Below are 18866 nucleotides of genomic sequence, written 5' to 3'. Positions count from 1 at the left end.
ATCATTTTCCATCCCAAATCGTTAGGTTGTTTACCATATTTATCTTCAGAACGCATGTATACGGTCAACACACCTGACATTATTCCTTGTGGAAAATACAAATGTTCACGACAGAAAGAAATTCCCTCTTGATTTACAGGACTGAAAGAGAGATAATAATTACTAAATTTGTGTGAAAATTTTAAACATTAGGAGATGTAAACATGAAGGTCGTTAAATTCGGAGGCAGCTCACTCGCTTCAGGCGCCCAGCTTGAAAAGGTGTTTCACATCGTAACCTCAGACCCGGCACGGAAAGCTGTTGTCGTTTCAGCTCCGGGAAAACGCTATGCTGAGGATACGAAAGTGACTGATCTCTTAATCGCATGTGCAGAACAATATTTGGCATCAGGCAGCGCCCCTGAACTGGCGGAAGCTGTTGTGGAACGGTATGCCCTCATCGCAAATGAGCTTCAGCTAGAGCAAAGCATTATCGAAAAAATCCGCGATGATCTGTTTACGCTTTTAGAAGGAGATAAAAGCAATCCCGAGCAGTATCTTGACGCAGTTAAAGCCAGCGGGGAGGATAATAACGCCAAGCTGATCGCCGCCTATTTCCGCCATAAAGGCGTCAAAGCGGAATATGTCAACCCGAAGGATGCCGGCCTTTTTGTGACAAATGAACCCGGCAACGCGCAAGTACTTCCTGAATCCTATCAAAACCTCTATCGTCTTCGGGAACGTGACGGTCTCATCATTTTTCCCGGTTTTTTCGGATTCAGCGAGGCTGGCGATGTGATCACATTCTCACGGAGCGGTTCTGATATTACCGGCTCGATTCTTGCCAACGGGCTTCAAGCGGATTTATACGAAAACTTTACGGACGTGGACGCAGTGTACTCTGTCAATCCTTCCTACGTTGAGAATCCAAAAGAAATCAGCGAGCTGACATACAGAGAGATGCGAGAGCTTTCCTACGCGGGCTTTTCAGTGTTTCATGATGAAGCGCTCATTCCGGCATTCAGAGCGGGGATTCCTGTTCAGATCAAAAATACGAACAACCCCTCAGCCGAAGGCACCCGCGTCGTCAGCAAGCGGAGTAACACAAACGGGCCTGTCGTCGGCATTGCCAGCGATACCGGTTTTTGCAGCATTTATATCAGCAAGTATCTCATGAACAGAGAAATCGGTTTTGGCCGCAGGGCCCTTCAAATCCTGGAGGAACACGGTTTAACGTATGAGCATGTTCCATCGGGAATTGATGACATGACCATCATCTTTCGGGAGGGTCAAATGGATACCGCCACTGAACGCAGCGTCATTAAACGGATTCAAGAGGATCTGCACGCCGACGAAGTGATTGTCGAGCATCACCTCGCACTGATTATGGTTGTAGGAGAAGCGATGCGCCACAATGTCGGCACAACGGCAAGAGCGGCCAAAGCATTATCAGAGGCAAAGGTGAATATTGAAATGATCAACCAGGGCTCTTCTGAGGTAAGCATGATGTTCGGCGTGAAAGAAGCCGAAGAAAGAAAAGCCGTTCAAGCGTTATACCAGGAATTTTTCGCTGGCGTGCTGATCTCTTAATATACAAAAATAGCGGGCGCAAGCGTCCGCTATTTTTGATACGATCTGAATCATAGCCGAATTGTTCATTTTTTCTCTTGTCCACTCTTATCCCTGCCAAGCTGATCGTTTCTGCATACCTTATAGTATCCTTCATAGGGAGGTGAAGCCTTATGTCAGGATATTCTAACTGCGGCGGTTACGGCAATTCTTTCGCTTTGATCGTTGTATTGTTTATTCTTTTAATTATCGTAGGGACTGCGTTTTTTGGCGGCTTCTAAGCTGCTGACCGTCTCTGCGAGCGCCGTAAGGTCTACATCTTGCGGCGATGTTTTAAAAAAGAAACACCCCTTCTCACGATGAGAAGGGGTGTTGTTTCTTACGTCATTCCTCTTTCCGTCACATGAAAGTCGAGTGCTTCCGCATTAGCAGAAACGCCAGCCGCTGTAAAAATCGCGGCTGCGGCCAAACAAATAACAAACAACTTAGATTTCAATTTCATACAAACCTTCACTCCTTTGTATTTGTTTTCTTGCCTCTTCAACTTGTAGAAAGTAGGAAGCAGACAGTTTAAACCATTTCTGTTCATAGTAATATTTTGCTACTTCTAGGGCTAAATCCTCTATATCAGCGTACATATTTTTATTTTTTAAGTATTGGAAACATCGTTCGATTCCTTCTTCATTGGGCTGATCCTGATATAGGGATTGTAAAAACTCGAATTTTATCGCGTAGTCTGCATCGTCTGTTTCTTTAGCATATTCATAGCCCCGCTTGTGATATGCCGAAGCTTTATCATGTTTTCCCCGCTTATAATAAATCAGGGTGATTAAAAAATATGCTTGCGGCAGCGAATTGATGATCCTGCTGCTTTCAAACGTGGAGACCGCTTTTTCAAAGTAGTCAATAGCAGGGTCAAGAAGGTCTTGATTGTAATAGCATAATCCAAGGTTGTAATATGCTCTTCCGACCAGCTGGGCTTTTTGTTCTGCTTCGGCCATATCGAGCGCCAATTTGAAATGGCGTGCGGCTTGTTCGAAATTCCTTTCATCCATCAGGTTGACCCCGAACACGAAATGGCACTGAATGATTCTCACATTATAGGTTTCCTGCTCCACGTAAATTTCATAGGCGTTTTTTATATTGATCAGTGAAAAGTACGTTTGCTTCATATAATAATAGGCTTCCGCGATTTTAAAATAGAATTCAGCCCGTTCAATATGGTCTGCGACAAAGGAAAGCTTTTTCTCCGCCTGTTTATAATATGTAATGGCAGAAATAAATTCCCGCTTATCAAACTCATACATTCCGCGGAAAAAATTCACATAATAGTCAAGCAGCCCTTTGAGATCTGCCTGGTTGCTGTCAATGTTTCTTGATAATTCAGACAGGCTCGGCTGGTCTTCGATATTTAATTTCTCTAACGGCTCTAGATAATCAAGCATAAGCTGGTGGCGGAATTCCATTAGTGAATAATAAAGCAGCAAGTTGGAATCGTGCTGCATGTGTTTCAGTTCCTGCTGGATTTCAGCTTTTAACACTTCGGCATCCGGTACGCTGAATGTGCGGATATATTTGTACCACTCGTTAATTTTTTGACCGACCGCTGAAGAAGGAATTACCCCGCTCTTCATTCCTTCACCCTCTCCCATCAAAAACTGTTTATGTCATATTTTATCATGTTTACAGACCGTCCCAACCCGAAAAACACGCAATCTTTGTTTCGGGAGCACGCAATAAACCGAAGCGGTATGCAAAAAAAGGCGGATGCATTTGAGATGCCGCCGCCCTGTATATTATTTCTGTTTTGCCGTTAAAGGAAGGCGGATGATGAATTTTGTGCCTTTTCCTTTTTCACTCTTGATTTCTACTGTGCCCTGATGCATTTCAACGAGCTGCTTAACGATGGAGAGACCGAGTCCGTATTCCCCGTATGCCGTGTTCGTTCTTGAAATATCAGCTTTGTAGAACCGCTCCCAAATATGCTCAATATCCTCTTTTGAAATGCCGATTCCCGTATCTTCGATTTCGATAATCGTCTCTTTATATCCTTCTATTCCGCGCAGCCAAATGTCACCGTTTTGCGTAAATTGGATGCTGTTTTTCGTAATGTTGACGAGGATTTGAATGAATCGGTCGTAATCGGCATGAACGATGACGTGATCCTCTACCTGGATCATCAGCTTGTTTTGTTTTTCTTCCGCCTGCTGCTCCAAGTGCTCTTTCACGATTTCAAAAACCTCGATCAGCGGAACATCAAGCTTATTCAAGGTAATTTGCTGGGATCTGATTTTTTCATAATCCAGATTTTCTTTTACGAGCCGCAGCATGCGCTTCGTTTCCTCACTGATAAGCGAGAAGCATTTATCCTTCTTATCCTCAGGAATCGTATGGCTGTTCAGCCCTTCAACCAAACCGTTGATCGTCGTCAGCGGTGTTTTTAATTCATGTGATACGTCTGCGATAAACTGCCTTCTCCGCTTCTCAAGGCGATCGATTTCATCCCTTGATTGCTTTAATTTTTTCGCCATGATATTAAAGTCAGACGCCAGCACGCCAATTTCGTCCCCGTAGCTGTTTTCCAAGTGGATGTCATAATCGCCGGAAGCCACTTTATCCGTCGCTTCTCTCAGCTTTTGGATCCGTTTGACATGGAATTTGGACAGAAGCCAGCTGACGAGAATGGTAATGACGAGCGTGCTGATCACAGCGTAAAACATATAGAGGTTGACTTGATTGACCATCTGTTCAACGCCGCTGATCGGAGAAATCAGTAGAACGGCGCCTTTAAATTCGTTCTGAACAAATATAGGCTGCGCCACAAGGGACACTTCATCATCAAAACGGCCATCTGCCCTGATCATGACAGTCTGCCCTTTTTTCAGCTTATTCCATTCTGATTTCTTCAGCTTTTCCCTTGGTTGATGGTGAAAGCCTTCAGGAAGAAAATAAGGCTGCTGCTCTTCATTAAAGATGATAAACTGTGTCTTTCTTGTGCTTAAAATATCCTGATACGGATACAGTCTGCGCATGTCAACCTGGCCGGCTTGGAATTCGTTTGCGATCTGCACCGCATATGACGTTAATTCCTCTACTTTGTTTTGATAGGCAAACTCTTTTACAAAGTGGGAAAACAGAGAAATGATAATGACAAACGCTAAAATCAAAATGCTGATATGGCTCAGCAGCAGCTGATATAAATATTTAATCTTCATCAAATTTATACCCTACTCCCCACACAGTGTATAGGAAAGACTTGTCTTCGCTGGCAAGCTTTTTCCGCAGCCGTTTAATATGAACGTCAACCGTTCGTTCATCTCCGTAGAACTGATAGCCCCATACCTGCTCAAGCAGCTGTTCTCTGGAGAACACCTGCCGCGGGTTTTGGACAAGGTAATAAAGCAGATCGAATTCCTTCGGCGTGAGGTTTTCTACAGGCTCTCCGTTTAAAAATACTTCTCTCGTCTTCTTATTAATTGTAAAGCATTCCGATTCGATCATATCTTCATCAATGACCGCCTTGCCTGTCGCCTGGTATCTTCTGATGACGGCTTTGATGCGGGCAACCAATGTCAGCGGACTGAACGGCTTTGTGACATAATCGTCCGCTCCCATCTCAAAACCGATGACCTGATCTGATTCAGTGTCTTTGGCAGTCAGCATGATAATCGGCACCGTGCTTGTCTCTCTTATTTTTCTGCAGATGGTCACGCCGTCCATGGATGGAAGCATGATATCCAAAATGATCAGATCCCAACTTTCCTCCGTAAAACGCTGGTATCCCTCTAATCCGTCATGAACGAATTCCGCTTCAAAACCTTCCTTAAAAAAGAACATCTCCGTCATCGTACATACACTAACATTATCTTCTATCATTAATATTTTCATTATATCCTCCGGTTGTTTTGACGCTTTTTTATATATTAGCACCATTTTATACAGAAGGTTTTGTGTTTCACAATTGTTAGTTTTTATTTCATCGACTAGAAATAGATTGTTCATAGTTTTTTCATACCTTTGGACTACTATTAATTTATCAACAAGCGGGTTCGCCCCACAGGCGGTCTTATCAATAAAAATACCTATACGGAGGAACATAAATGAACTTTATCAAACGGGCCTTTTGGAATATGAAGGCTAAAAAGGGAAAAACGTTATTGCAATTATTTGTGTTTACAGTCATATGTGTCTTTGTTCTGTCAGGCCTCACCATCCAGTCCGCAGCACAAAAATCAAGCGAACTGGCCAGACAGGAGCTCGGCGGAAGCGTAACGCTTCAAGTTGACCGCCAAAAGCAAATGGAAAAACAGCAGGACAGCGGAGAAAAACGCAGCTTCGAATCAACACCGATCACAGTGTCTGATGCAAACAAGCTTGCTGCACTTGATCATGTGAAGAGCTACAACTACATCACATCAGCTTCAGCCAACGCGGGAAACTTTGATGCGATTGAAAGCTCAAGCTCTAGTTCAAGTGATTCCAGCTCAAGCAGTTCAAGCTCAAATGCTAAAAACAGCCAAGGCGGCGGACAAGGCGGACCGCAAATGGTTCAAGCCGATCTTTCGATTGAAGGTGTCATCAGCACAGCGTTAGTCGATGATTTCTCTGACGGAGATTCAAAAATCACTGACGGACGCGCAATTACAAAATCTGATGTCGGCAAAAAGGTAACAGTGATTAACGAAACATTAGCGGAAGAAAATGATGTAAGCATTGGAGATTCGATCACAATTGAATCAGCAACAGACGAAGATACAACAGTGAAGCTGAAGATTGTCGGTATCTATAAAACAACGTCTTCAGGCGACGACCAAGCCCAAAATTTCTCTTTCTTAAATCCTTACAACAAGCTTTACACGCCTTACACAGCAACAGCAGCGCTGAAAGGTGACGACTATAAAAATACGATTGACTCAGCTGTTTACTATATGGACGATGCGAAAAATATGGACAGTTTCGTAAAAGCAGCGAAGAAAACATCAATTGACTTCGATACGTACACACTGAATACAAACGATCAGCTTTACCAGCAAATGGTCGGCCCGATTGAAAATGTAGCTTCTTTCTCTAAAAACGTCGTATATCTTGTATCAGTGGCAGGCGCTGTCATTCTCGGCCTGATTGTCATGATGTCAATCAGAGAGCGCAAATATGAGATGGGCGTGTTAATGGCCATCGGTGAAAAACGCTGGAAATTGATCGGACAGTTCTTAACTGAGATTCTGATCGTGGCCGTTATCGCAATCGGCCTTGCATCGGTAACGGGAAATCTAGTCGCGAACCAGCTCGGCAATCAGCTTTTATCCCAGCAGATCAGTTCATCAACTGATTCAACGCAAACCGCAAACGGACAAATGCCTGGCGGCGGTGGCGGCATGGGCGGCGGAATGTTCGGCCACAGCTCAGCAAACGCGAACGTTATCGATTCACTGAACGTCGCGGTTTCTATGAACGACATGCTTGTTCTTGGCGGAATCGGCATCTTAATCGCCATCATTGCAACATTGCTGCCGTCTATTTCAGTACTGCGGCTCCATCCGAAAACGATATTGACAAAACAAGAATAGAAAGAGGCGAAACCTATGAGCTTATTAGAATTTCAACAAGTCGGCTACTGGTATAAAGACAAAAGCCAGCCATTGTTTCAGGATATCAACATCAGCTTTCAAAAAGGAAAATTCTATACAATTGTCGGCACATCAGGGACAGGGAAAACCACTTTCCTGTCTCTGGCAGGCGGACTTGACGCACCAAAAGAAGGAACGATCCTTTACGATGGAAAAGCGGTTTCCAAAATCGGCTTAACAAATTTCAGAAATCAATATGTATCAATTGTCTTTCAGGCGTACAACCTGCTTCCATATATGACGGCTCTGCAGAACGTCACAACCGCCATGGAAATCACAGGTTCTAAAGAAAAGAACAAAGAAGCGTATGCGCTGGAAATGCTGCAGAAGGTTGGCATCAGTGAAAAACAAGCTCGTCAAAAAGTGCTGACATTAAGCGGCGGACAGCAGCAGCGGGTATCGATTACAAGAGCTTTCTGCTGTGACACGGATCTCATCGTAGCTGATGAACCGACTGGAAACCTTGATGAGGATACATCAAAAGAAATCGTGCGGCTCTTTCAAGATCTGGCGCACAAGGAAAATAAATGCGTCATCATGGTAACGCACGATGAGCAAATTGCAAAAGTATCAGACATCAACATCAGGCTTTCAAGAGGAAGCTTTACTGTGAAGGAAAACGTCGCAGTCGTATAACAAAAGCGCGCCTCTGCCAGTGCAGACAGGGGCGCAACCTATATCCCCCTTTTATATAGAAGTGAACATAAAAAGAGCGGTGGCTGCATCCCCCCGCTCTTTTTATTGTTTCTTTTTTTCTGATCCCTTTGATTTCTCTCTTCGCTTCTTTTTCCAAACGGCTATTATAAACAAGAAAAGCGGAAATAAAAGCTGAAAGGGCAAATGAATATACAGCGGCACCACCTTCAGGCCTTCGTTCAGATGCTCCGAAAAATTAGTCGCGATGGTAATGGAAAGGATTAAGATACCCAGTCCCATCGGATATGCCAATTGAGAAGGGTTCTTTTCCTTAAAGAGCGTGGACGCGCCCACCACCACTGCGTATAAGTAGAGGCTGACCTTGAAGAAACCGCCGATGATCAGCGCCAGCATAAAAAAGACATCGAGACGGTCTAGAAATTCTTCAACCTTAATCGTCTGAATCGTACTTAAAAGCGGAAACTGGGATCTGAGTGTAAGATCAACATCAAGCACGCTAATATTAATCGCCACGGTAAGCGCCACAACCAATCCGCTGATGGCTATGGCAGCCATTCCCACTTTCTTTACATCTTTTCGGTCATTAAGATTAGGGAATATCATCACAAATAAAACAACTTCACCAAACGGAACGTACATGGTCTGTGTGAAAACAGAGTGAATGACAGGAACAATGCCGTCTTCTAAAACCGGTTTTAAATTCTGCGTATCTATGGAACCCGAGACAATAATCAGCACAAGGCCGAGAGCGCCCAGTAAATACATGGCTCCGAAAAGAAGCTCAGCCGCACGTGCGAGCACTTCAATTCCTTTTCTGACGGCATATATGCTAACAATCATTAATAAAGCGTTCACAATCAGAATCGGTGTATCATGATAAGCAAACGTCAACAGCATTTCCCCAAAATCCCGCAGCACCCGTGCTGCAATATAGGCAAAGTACAGGATATACAGAAATGAAAACAGCCAGCTCAGCTTGGTTCCGAGCATATCATCCATATATTCTTTCGGTGAAGATTCGGGGTAACATTGATAAATGCCTTGATACAAATAGTAAAGAAACAAACCGGCCGCACAGCCCAATAGAACCGCTATCCAAGCATCCCTGCCCGCCATTGAACCCGGTGTAATCAATAAGGAGCTGCCCAGCTCAAAAATAATAACCATGACAAACAGCTGTCTTATGCTGATTTTGGCTTTTTCCACCTGGCATGTCCCCTTTCTCCAGACCTATTCATCTTCAAGCTGGTGTTGGATTGGATTGTTGCGCAATCCCGTTCTTCTGATATACGTCTCTGCCTTCACATCGACTGGCAGTTCGGGCAAATACTCTTTATCCCAAGTGTCTTTCATTTTTTCCCACTGCTTCGGATACTTTCTGTATATCGTGTCACCAAATCCGATAAAGTCAATTTTATTCTTCTTGACCATTTTCACAGTGTTGGTGATTTCCTTTTCCAACTCTTTGTTGAGAGCTTTTTCAATGGCAGACAGTACCTTTGGATCAGACAATTGGAAAGGGTATTTGACAGCATCTATAATTCCTTCAACCGCCACACGCACGTGGATGTGCGGACGTCCGTTCCGCATCTCAGGTACGAGCTTTGTGGTTTGATGAGTGACCTGTAAGCTGACCGCGTCCTTTGTCTTGTCCCAATCAGCATTAATAAACGTATGCTGAACCTTGTTCATAAGCCAGACAGCTCCAACGCTTTCTTTATCCTCGATCCAATACTTTAAATGGCCTGACTTATTAAAAACCGCCAAACCGTCTGCCTGAAGAATGGCTTTCGGATCTGTCGCCTGCGTGTTTTCCATGCTGATTCCTTTTTTTTCGTCGCCAATCATCATATATCCCGGGATAACCGGTGCTCTTGTGTTGGTGGCAAGTTGTTTCAGGACGTCCTGAATATTGGTTTTGACCACCCGTCCGTATTGCGCCTCCGTGAAATCGAGTGTTTTATTGACTTTATTTGACGGGATTTTATCAATCGGCGTCAGGATTTTCACGATGTTTTCCGCTTTCGTTTTATGAGCGATGACAACTGTGGCCGTTGTCCTGAATTCTGTGTCGCGATCAAGATTATCTAACACAAAATCCAAGCCTTCCTCTCTCGCCAGCTTTTCACTGATCGCAACGAGATTGGTATGGGCAAAGTAAAGCCGCCGGGATACTTTCATGGAGGCTTTTCTGAGCGCTTCCGTCATGTTGTCGCCTTCAATTGAATAAACGGATACAGGCGGCCTGTCTCCAGCACCGCCTCCCTGAAGCCCGCCGGCAACATTTCCGGGATTGATAATTTGAAAATGTAGCACGTAGTTGCCTTCGTTCGTCCGATCGATGCCAATCGCCGAGATAATCGCAAGGTCCGTCAGTTCCCGCTTATCCCAGCAGCCGGGCAGCACAATCACGCTCAAAAGCATGAGGACGGTTAATACACGTTTACGTACCATTCTGATCCCCTTCTTCCAAATCTTTGTTCACCATTCCGCGTGAACCGTCAGGCTCTGGGCGTTGATCATCCCCCTGCCGCACCTTATCTTGCTTGCTGATTGATTCCGGCCTTTTTTCATCAGCCCACCATGGCACCCTGAACAATGTGTCCTTTACCCCTTGAGATGAAAAAGGAGCGAGCGGCGACATATAAGGAACACCGAATGAGCGCAGGCTGCATAAATGGACAAACATCATAATAATGCCTAAAATCAGCCCGTAAAACCCCATAATAGAGGACGCAATAATAAAGATAAATCGAATGAGACGGGCTGAAATCGCCATGGCGAAAGCCGGTGTCGCGAAGCTGGCAATCGCGGTGACCGCAACGATAATGACCATGGCCGGAGAGACGATACCAGCCTGTACAGCAGCCTGTCCGATAACAAGCGCACCTACGATCGATACTGCCGAGCCGACGACACGCGGCAGCCTGACACCGGCTTCTCTGAGAATCTCAAAAGCAACCTCCATCGTAAGTGCTTCGACGACAGCTGGAAACGGGACAATTTCCCGCTGGGCTGCAATGACGACTAACAGCTGCGTCGGGATCATTTCCTGGTGAAACGTCGTGGCTGCCACGTAAACAGCCGGAGCCACGAGTGAAATAAAAAAGACTAAAACCCGCAGAACCCGTATGCTTGTCGCAATGTCAAAACGCGAATAGTAATCTTCAACAGACTGAAAGAATTGAACAAATAAGGCCGGGGCAATAAGCACAAACGGTGTTCCGTCCACAACGATCGCAAATCTTCCTTCTAACAGATTTCCCGCTACAACATCAGGGCGTTCTGTATGATACATGGTCGGAAACGTCGTAAAGGTTTCATCTTCAATCAGCTGCTCGATATATCCGGATTCTAAAATACTGTCTATGTCGATTTTTTTCAGGCGCTGCCTCACTTCCTTCAGCACCTTTTCATCACAAATGCCATGAATGTACATGAGCGCGACATCCGTGTGGGTTACAGACCCGATTTTCATTTTCTCTACCCATACATTCGGATTTTTGATGTATCGGCGGATCATGGAAATATTAGTTTGAAGAGACTCTGTAAATCCTTGGCGCGGGCCGCGGAAGGACACCTGGGTGCTCGGCTCTTGAATGGAGCGCTGCTCGCCCCCTTGAGTGCTGCAGATAAGTGCTTCATCATAGCCATCAGCAAAAACGAGCGCATTGCCGAGCATTAATTCAGAAAAAAGCTTGTCCCAGCTCTTTTCCGCTTTCACTCCGCCTAACGGGAGCGTTTTTTCAAGAATCTGCTGGATCGGATGAGGGTTTTGGATAGACTCATCCTGTACCAAAGGCTCGATTAACGATTCATGGATCGTGTTATTATCGACCAGCCCTGCAATATAAATAACAGCTAGATGGATACGATCCTGCTCCCCAATTTTAATCTCGCGAATGATGACGTCCGAGCTGCTTCCGACCTCCTTCTTCGTTTCCGCTATATTTTTTGCCAAACTTGCGGAAACGAGAACCGGTCTTTCATTTTCTTGCTGCTGATCCTGATTCTTTTCTTCTGTTTTCTGTTTATCTTTCGAATCGGTCTTTTCCTTTTGCTTAGAAAATAAAGGCATACACAAAATACCTTTCCTAGTTATTTTCTCATATTCTTCCTTTTGGAGTTCAGATTATGCATGCTGATGGCTGCGGTATAACTTCTCCGATAAAGATAGACACTAAAAGTGGAGGGTGATGAAGCATGAAGATATTAGGCGTGACAGGGGTCATACTGATTTGTTTATTAACCATTTCTGTTTTTATGGACATGCTTCAAGGTTTCAGTTTGACAAAAGCCATTTATAACAATGTGTCCAGCTTTAAGATGACGACGTTTGCAGAATGGGTCGTACTTTTATTTTTTGTTTTCATATTAGTGAGAGAAATGTACGTGATCTATAAATCGAAAAAAAAGAACCCCTAAAGCGGGGCGCTTTTTTTCAAGCGATAATATTGCCGTCTGCTGTATCGCTGCTATGTCTGTTGATGGTTCCTTTGAAGATTCGATTGCCGATGATTTTGGAATTGGTTGAGGTGTTTGTTTGAATAGCTGTCGCCGTGCCTGCGGAGAGGTTATTGATGGTGTTTCCAGAGATGATAGAGCCTGCAGAACCGTTGATATAAATGACAATCGGATTTCCGGCTGTTCTGTTGACTGAAATGGTGTTATCAAAAATTTCATGCACACCGGCGTTGATATAGATGGTAACCAAAAGCGGAGATCTCTCGAAATGGTTGCCGATAATTGAGGTTTTCGCACTTGTGGAACAGTAAATCGGGTAATTTTTAAACTCTTTACATGTGTTGTTTTTGATGATAGCGCTAGCATTGTTTGTAACAGAAACAGCATATGATTCTGGGGCTGCTTCAAACGCGTCAGGATTCAGTGTATTTCCTTCAATCACCGCGTTTCCTTGAGCGATCCAGATCCCCCGGCTGAATTTTCTCAGCACATTATCTTTAATGATCATATCGCCTCCGGAAATGTTCACGCCGTCAATGACTTGAATGAGGCAGTTATTCAGAAATGCGCTATCATCTGACAGCACTGCGCGAAGGCCGGTACTGCGCCTTGTTTCAGACAGTCCGTTTTGAATCTGGTTGCCATCTACCTTTACGTCGGAAGACTGATAAACCAATATCCCTGTGTTTTCAAAGTTGCTGATTTTATTGTTCGTGACAAGAACGCTCTTTCCCCTGACATCAATCCCGGTTGAAAACCCGGTAATGAGATTGCCTGCGATGACCGCATCACTGCTCTCTTTTCCTTGTGACACACCGAGTCCGGTAATCCCAACTCTAGGCGCAGCAGCAGCGCCTCCCGCCCGTCTGAGAATATTTCCTTTAATTACCGTTTGCGTTCCATACCCATAACTGATCGTATTGTCTGAGTGGTTTCCTTCTATTGAAATGCCGTACCCGTTAAAATTGGTAACAGAACTTGAAACGTTCCCGATAAAATGGTTATTGCGAATGGATACATTGATCGGTTCTTCATAATCAATATCACCTTCTCCATATCCTTCTATGTCTATTCCGAATCTCGGTGCTGTTCCATTCCCCGTTCCGGCATCTGCAATCACGCAGTCCTCCACCGTGACCATATCACATCCGGTAATGGAAATATTATTTCTTCTCGACCGCCGAACCTCACAGCGGCGGATGATAATTTGCTCTGACGTTCGATAATCATGATTTGTCTTTAATCCCCTCGGACTGACAATGATCCCGTCCCCGGTAAAATCAGAAATTTTGACATCATCAATGACAACATTCGAGCATCCTTCAATGCAAATGCCAAAGCCCCATTCATGGGTTGATCTTATTCCTGCGGACGCATACGTATGCTCATCGCGTTCACCGATAAGTTGTCCCCCGGAAATGGTTATATTCTCTTGCTTGCCTACATAAAATGCGGAATAACCCCACGAACTGTTCGGGATCACTTTGATGATACACTCGGGGTCCATCACAATCTCAAGGTTGCCGGGAACAATAATCCCGGCATTTCGAAACTTCTGATTGGGATCTCCTCCAAGCGTTCCGTCTACTAAATATGTTCCCTTTGGAAACCAGACAGTATGATATCCTTTCGAAACAGCCGTACTGAGGCATTGATTAATCAGTTCTGTTGAATCCGTTTTACCATCTCCTGAGATACCGAAATCCGCCGCATTTAATATGAATTCAGCCAATTGCGAGCCTCCTTCTCTATGATTACTATCATGATACTCACAAAGGCCCGATCCGCTTGTACATTTCTCTAAAATTTTATTAAAAAAATATAAAGGAATAGTTTTGTAAGCAAACCTTACAAAAAAGGACTTAATAATTAGGATGAAATCACTATTTTTATACATTTATAATTTTTCCATTATGGAACTATTTGAAATGAGTATAAATTATATTGACACAAGTATTATATAAGAATATGATTTTTATAATACACTTTTTTAAGAAAGGGTTTGGCTGACATGGCTTCGATTGATAACGAAAGTATCATTAAAAGCGTCCCGCAAAAAGGGTTCTTTGGTCACCCGCGAGGACTATTTACACTATTTTTCACCGAATTTTGGGAGCGTTTCTCTTACTATGGTATGAGAGCAATCTTGCTTTACTATCTGTATACAGAGACGGTAAACGGAGGGCTTGGCTTTGACAAAGGCACAGCAGTTGCCATTATGTCGATTTACGGATCTCTCGTATACATGTCCACTATTATTGGCGGATGGCTTGCTGACCGGGTATTCGGAACCGCAAACACCGTGTTTTACGGCGGCATATTCATTATGTTCGGCCACATTGCACTCGCCTATCCGGGCAGCGCGACAGCATTCTATATCAGCATGGTGCTTATCATTATCGGAACAGGCTTATTAAAACCAAACGTTTCAAGCGTGGTTGGAGATCTTTACACGAAAGAAGACCCGCGCCGCGACTCAGGTTTTAGTATTTTCTACATGGGGATTAACCTTGGCGGTTTACTTGCGCCGTTAATTGTCGGAACACTCGGACAGAAGTACAACTATCATCTCGGCTTCGGAGCTGCCGCTGTTGGAATGCTTCTCGGACTTATCGTATTTGCTCTGACAAGAAAGAATAACCTCGGGCTTGCAGGCTCAAATGTGCCGAATCCGCTGTCTAAAAAATCTGCGATTGGTACTGGAATCGGTGTTATCATTGTGGCAATCGCAGTGATTTTCTCTGTACAAACAGGCATGCTGACGATCAATGGTTTCATCAACCTTGTAAGTATTCTCGGTATTTTGATTCCTATTGTTTATTTCATCATCATGTTTACAAGCAAAAAAGCGGACAAAACAGAAAAATCTCGTCTTGCCGCTTACATCCCTTTGTTTATCGGTGCTGTCATGTTCTGGGCCATTCAGGAACAGGGAGCGACCATTCTTGCGGTTTACGCTGATGAACGCATAAGGCTTTCATTGGGTGGATTAGAACTTCAGTCATCTTGGTTCCAATCATTAAATCCATTGTTTGTTGTCATTTTTGCGCCAATTTTTGCGTGGCTATGGATGAAGCTTGGCAAACGCCAGCCGTCCACGCCAGTGAAATTCTCAATCGGAATTATTCTAGCTGGCTTGTCATTTATCATTATGGTTTTCCCTGCAATGCAAGGAAAAGAAGCACTCGTAAGCCCGCTTTGGCTCGTTCTCAGCTTCCTGCTTGTCGTGCTTGGAGAGCTGTGTCTGTCTCCAGTCGGTTTATCCGTAACAACGAAACTGGCGCCAGCTGCATTCTCTGCACAGACAATGAGTATGTGGTTTCTGACTAACGCAGCAGCCCAAGCGATCAATGCCCAAGTAGCCGGATTATTTGATAAAATTCCTGAAACAACCTACTTCGGTACCATCGGTTTGATATCTATCGTACTTGGCGGCATTCTCCTGCTGCTTTCGCCGATTATCAAACGCGCGATGAAAGGGGTCTTATAATAAGAAACAGCCCGCGGATTTTGATCTGCGGGCTGTTTTTTTATTTGTCCATCCATTTGCTGAAGCTTTGATCAAAGGCTTGCGGTTCTTCCAGCATCGGCTGATGGCCGCTCTTCTCAAAAATAACCTTCTCCACATGGGGATATAAACCGGCAACAGCATCCCAGAGTGTAACAGGCGCAACTAGATAATCATATCTTCCTAAGCCGATGTAAACCGGCACTTGAACATCAGCTAACCTCTGAATAAGATCAAGCTGGGCAAATGTATGCCCCCATAATTCATCAATAATCGGCATATTCGTGAAAACACCGTCCCATAAAGCAGCAGCATGCGGCCGCTCTTGATAAAAGCTTTTCGCTTCAGCGCGAATACACATGTGCACAAAGCGTCTCTCGGGATCTTTTTTGATGTCCAGCGGCAAATTCACGATATCTTTTTCAAAGCGTTTTTTTCTCTCAAGACTGGCTGTCTCCATGAAAAACGATTCACTTTTTCGCTGTCTTGCTTCACTGTTATCAGGTGCAGTGTTGAAAAGCGCAACCTTCCGGACATGTTCAGGATATGTCCTGGCATATTCTAAAGCCATAAATGCGTGTCCAGAATGACCCAAGATGACCACATCCTCAAGCTGAAGAGACGTTCTCAGCCTTTCAATATCGGCCAAAACGGCTTCAAGCCTCAGATCTTCTGTCCGCAATTCCCGCTTTGGCTTGGCAAATCCTCTGTGATCAGCAAATATCCATTGATATTTCTGTTTGATATCTGAGGAAAAAAGACGCGGGTAGTAAACCGCACTTCCGATCACAAGAATGGGTGCGCCCTCTCCCTCGATTCGATAAGATAAATCAAAACCGTCTGAGTGACAGATTCCCGTACGTTCCATTTCTCACGCCCCCTTTGTTTTCATTATATAAAATAAAAGCCTGACGCATGGCGTCAGGCTTTCGATATTACCGTTTTAATTCCTCAAGCGTCTTTTCCCATCTGTTCAGCACCTCTTCAGGGCTGTGAAGCTGGATACGGACACCAGAAGTCAAACCAGCATATTTCGCCACATCCTCCTTCATTGAAACGATGCGGCAGGCAAAACGGTCTCTGTCATATTCGGCTTCTTTCAGAGGCGGCAAAGGCTCGCATTGCAGCTTCACATAATGAGCGGCTCCCTTCCACCATGCCGTGAACTGCGCTTTTCCTGTGCGAAGGATGTTGGCTGCAGTCGCTGTGTTTTTCCACAGAGCGATTCGGATATCTGTTCGGCTCAGAGCGATGATTTCTCCCGCGCTGATCATAGCGGCGTGCGGCCAGCCGTCCTCCGCTACCGTTTGCAGAACGAAAGCCTCATGCTGCTTCTCATTCAAGCGATTCCCGTCAAGCAGCTCAAAGAGGCGGTCTGACATACAGTTCACGCTGATCAAGCCTTTCGTTCCGGCACAGCCGGAACTTCAATTGCTGTTTCTGTTTCCTTCGGATCAATTTTAAACGCTGGATTGTATTTCGCCGGATTTGTAATACTTTCCGGCTCACAGGATCTCCATGTGAAAAAACATGTTTGACACTGATAAACTTCCCATGCGCCTTCTACAGGCGATTTGCTCATGACTTCTCCCTTTTTCGAATCGCAACGAGGACATATATGCATTTCGATCATCCTTTTCTTATTTATTCATTAAGTCCATTAGTTTTTGTTCCCATTCTTTCGTTGTTAATGGTGAATCAAGCGGCTGTGAATAATGGCCTCTTGTTTCCGGCGCAACCGGTGTAGTGGCGTCAAGAATCATTTTGTGAGTGATTCCTGATGGATTAGATCCCGGGTCAAGCGGCAGGACAGATAAGTCTGGAATGATGACCGCATCGTGCTTCGGATGCATTTTGGTCGAAAGCGCCCACATGACCTGCGGCAGATTGAATGGATCGACATCCTCGTCAACGACAATGACCATTTTGCAGTAGCCGAGTCCGTGCGGTGTTGTGAGCGCGCGCATGCCGACTGCTTTCGCAAATCCGCCATAGCGTGTTTTTGTGGAAACAATCGCGATCAAACCGTGTGTGTACATGGCGTTCACAGCCACAATTTCATTCGGATACGCTTCTTTTAACTGCTGATAAAGCGGCACACAAGTGTTAATGCCAATCATGTAATCGCATTCTGTCCAAGGCATGCCTAAGTATAAATGTTCAAAAATCGGATTGTTTCTATGATACACTCGTTTAATTTTAATAATCGGCATGCTGCGTCCGCCGGAATAATGGCCTGTGAACTCACCGAACGGGCCTTCATATTCACGCTCTCCGGCAATGATTTCACCTTCAAGCACTACTTCAGCGCCCCATGGAACATCAAGATCAGACAGCTTAGATTTCACGATGCGATATGGTTCACCTTGAATTGCGCCTGCCATTTCGTATTCTGATTGATCATAAAGAAGCGGAGTCGATGCCGCCGTTGTTATGACCGGCTCACAGCCGAGCGCAATGGTGACCGGAAGATTGATGCCGCGTTCTTCAGCTTGACGCAGATGGATCGCAATATCGTGCTGCGGCACAGGCTGAATGCCAAGGCGGTCTTTTCCTTTGACCTGCATTCTGTAAATCCCGACGTTTTGTTTGCCGAAATTCTCAGGATCTTCAAGATCGCGGGAAATGACACATGCTTTGTCTAGATAGTAACCGCCGTCTCCTTGGTTAATTCTGAAAAGAGGCAGTATATCGAACAAATTGATATCTTCTGTGATTTCATTTTCATGAAACGGCGCTGATTCCTCACGTTTGACTGGCATCGGAAACTGGTCATAACGTTTCGCAAATTCAAAAAACTGTTCTTTCACCGGCGTGTCTTTCGGCATGCCCAGCATCATTGCATGGTTCGGCCAGGAGCCGATCACATTCATCGCAATTTGCGCGTTGTGATAGCCATAAATGTTATTAAATAAGAGCGCGGGGCTTTTATCGCCAAGATTGCTGGCTGCGCGTGCTGCAGCCCCTATATCCGGCTCCGGCTTTACCTCTTCATTCACTGTTAGCAGCTGTCCTTCTTTTTCAAGGGCAGCGAGAAATTCTCTGAAATCTTGATAAGCCATG

The 18866-nt window shown here is 44.7% G+C and carries 18 protein-coding genes; 6 read left to right on the top strand and 12 right to left on the bottom strand.

Going from position 1 to position 18866, the window contains the following annotated elements:
- Positions 1–203 precede the first annotated feature (203 nt).
- Together GYO_RS24490 and GYO_RS24485 are read left to right on the top strand one after the other, a co-directional pair.
- Positions 204–1568, top strand: a complete 1365-nt coding sequence (locus GYO_RS24490; protein WP_014112650.1) for an aspartate kinase — start codon at positions 204–206, stop codon at positions 1566–1568.
- Positions 1569–1720: 152 nt separating this feature from the next.
- The gene (locus GYO_RS24485; protein WP_041520857.1) at positions 1721–1828 is read left to right on the top strand and encodes a YjcZ family sporulation protein; all 108 of its coding nucleotides are present in this window, start codon (positions 1721–1723) and stop codon (positions 1826–1828) included.
- 98 nt (positions 1829–1926) lie between these two features.
- Here GYO_RS24485 and phrC read toward each other — a convergent pair whose 3' ends face one another.
- The 4 genes from phrC to yclJ form a co-directional block, all read right to left on the bottom strand.
- The gene (gene phrC, locus GYO_RS24480) at positions 1927–2049 is read right to left on the bottom strand and encodes a phosphatase RapC inhibitor PhrC (RefSeq protein ID WP_003224994.1); all 123 of its coding nucleotides are present in this window, start codon (positions 2047–2049) and stop codon (positions 1927–1929) included.
- Complete coding sequence (gene rapC / locus GYO_RS24475) at positions 2033–3181, bottom strand: response regulator aspartate phosphatase RapC (protein WP_014112649.1); 1149 nt, start codon at positions 3179–3181, stop codon at positions 2033–2035. The genes phrC and rapC overlap by 17 nt, the downstream gene beginning before the upstream one ends.
- A 162-nt stretch (positions 3182–3343) precedes the next feature.
- On the bottom strand, positions 3344–4765 hold the full coding sequence (gene yclK / locus GYO_RS24470) for a two-component system sensor histidine kinase YclK (RefSeq protein ID WP_072565741.1): 1422 nt from the start codon (positions 4763–4765) through the stop codon (positions 3344–3346).
- Positions 4752–5435 carry a two-component system response regulator YclJ gene (gene yclJ, locus GYO_RS24465; RefSeq protein WP_014112647.1) on the bottom strand — a complete coding sequence of 228 codons (684 nt, stop codon included), beginning with the start codon at positions 5433–5435 and terminating at the stop codon, positions 4752–4754. The genes yclK and yclJ overlap by 14 nt, the downstream gene beginning before the upstream one ends.
- Before the next feature lie 212 nt (positions 5436–5647).
- On the opposite strand from yclJ, the gene GYO_RS24460 reads away from it, so the two are divergent.
- Entirely contained in the window at positions 5648–7114 is a 1467-nt protein-coding gene (locus tag GYO_RS24460; RefSeq protein ID WP_014112646.1) for an ABC transporter permease, read from the top strand.
- Positions 7115–7129: 15 nt separating this feature from the next.
- Entirely contained in the window at positions 7130–7810 is a 681-nt protein-coding gene (locus GYO_RS24455; RefSeq protein ID WP_014112645.1) for an ABC transporter ATP-binding protein, read from the top strand.
- A 102-nt stretch (positions 7811–7912) separates the two neighbouring features.
- Here GYO_RS24455 and gerKB read toward each other — a convergent pair whose 3' ends face one another.
- From gerKB to gerKA, 3 genes are read right to left on the bottom strand one after another with little or no spacing between them, the layout of a single operon-like run.
- Positions 7913–9037 (bottom strand): endospore germination permease GerKB, encoded by a 1125-nt coding sequence (gene gerKB, locus GYO_RS24450; RefSeq protein ID WP_014112644.1) that lies wholly within the window; start codon positions 9035–9037, stop codon positions 7913–7915.
- 24 nt (positions 9038–9061) lie between these two features.
- On the bottom strand, positions 9062–10285 hold the full coding sequence (locus GYO_RS24445; RefSeq protein ID WP_014112643.1) for a Ger(x)C family spore germination protein: 1224 nt from the start codon (positions 10283–10285) through the stop codon (positions 9062–9064).
- The gene (gene gerKA / locus GYO_RS24440) at positions 10275–11909 is read right to left on the bottom strand and encodes a spore germination protein GerKA (RefSeq protein WP_014112642.1); all 1635 of its coding nucleotides are present in this window, start codon (positions 11907–11909) and stop codon (positions 10275–10277) included. The genes GYO_RS24445 and gerKA overlap by 11 nt, the downstream gene beginning before the upstream one ends.
- A 125-nt stretch (positions 11910–12034) precedes the next feature.
- On the opposite strand from gerKA, the gene GYO_RS24435 reads away from it, so the two are divergent.
- Positions 12035–12256, top strand: coding sequence for a YczF family membrane protein (locus GYO_RS24435; RefSeq protein ID WP_014112641.1), 222 nt, complete (start codon positions 12035–12037; stop codon positions 12254–12256).
- A gap of 16 nt (positions 12257–12272) precedes the next feature.
- On the opposite strand, the gene GYO_RS24430 is transcribed toward GYO_RS24435, so the two are convergent.
- Positions 12273–14027 carry a right-handed parallel beta-helix repeat-containing protein gene (locus GYO_RS24430; RefSeq protein ID WP_014112640.1) on the bottom strand — a complete coding sequence of 585 codons (1755 nt, stop codon included), beginning with the start codon at positions 14025–14027 and terminating at the stop codon, positions 12273–12275.
- A gap of 279 nt (positions 14028–14306) precedes the next feature.
- Between GYO_RS24430 and GYO_RS24425 the strand changes: the two genes are divergently transcribed.
- Complete coding sequence (locus GYO_RS24425; RefSeq protein ID WP_014112639.1) at positions 14307–15785, top strand: peptide MFS transporter; 1479 nt, start codon at positions 14307–14309, stop codon at positions 15783–15785.
- Between the two features lie 40 nt (positions 15786–15825).
- Here the strand turns inward: GYO_RS24425 and GYO_RS24420 are convergent, their stop codons facing one another.
- The 4 genes from GYO_RS24420 to bsdC all read right to left on the bottom strand — a co-directional run bounded on the left by GYO_RS24420 (position 15826) and on the right by bsdC (position 18865).
- Positions 15826–16671, bottom strand: a complete 846-nt coding sequence (locus GYO_RS24420; protein ID WP_014112638.1) for an alpha/beta fold hydrolase — start codon at positions 16669–16671, stop codon at positions 15826–15828.
- Positions 16672–16738: 67 nt separating this feature from the next.
- Positions 16739–17203, bottom strand: coding sequence for a pyridoxamine 5'-phosphate oxidase family protein (locus GYO_RS24415; protein ID WP_080010051.1), 465 nt, complete (start codon positions 17201–17203; stop codon positions 16739–16741).
- Positions 17200–17427, bottom strand: coding sequence for a phenolic acid decarboxylase subunit BsdD (gene bsdD / locus GYO_RS24410; RefSeq protein ID WP_014112636.1), 228 nt, complete (start codon positions 17425–17427; stop codon positions 17200–17202). Before bsdD ends, GYO_RS24415 begins: the two co-directional genes overlap by 4 nt.
- A gap of 16 nt (positions 17428–17443) precedes the next feature.
- The gene (gene bsdC / locus GYO_RS24405; RefSeq protein ID WP_014112635.1) at positions 17444–18865 is read right to left on the bottom strand and encodes a phenolic acid decarboxylase BsdC; all 1422 of its coding nucleotides are present in this window, start codon (positions 18863–18865) and stop codon (positions 17444–17446) included.
- Between the last annotated feature and the right edge of the window lies 1 nt (position 18866).

The sequence above is a fragment of the Bacillus spizizenii TU-B-10 genome (genome assembly GCF_000227465.1).
Taxonomy (GTDB): Bacteria; Bacillota; Bacilli; order Bacillales; family Bacillaceae; genus Bacillus; species Bacillus spizizenii.
This window is presented reverse-complemented; position numbering and strand designations above follow the sequence as displayed.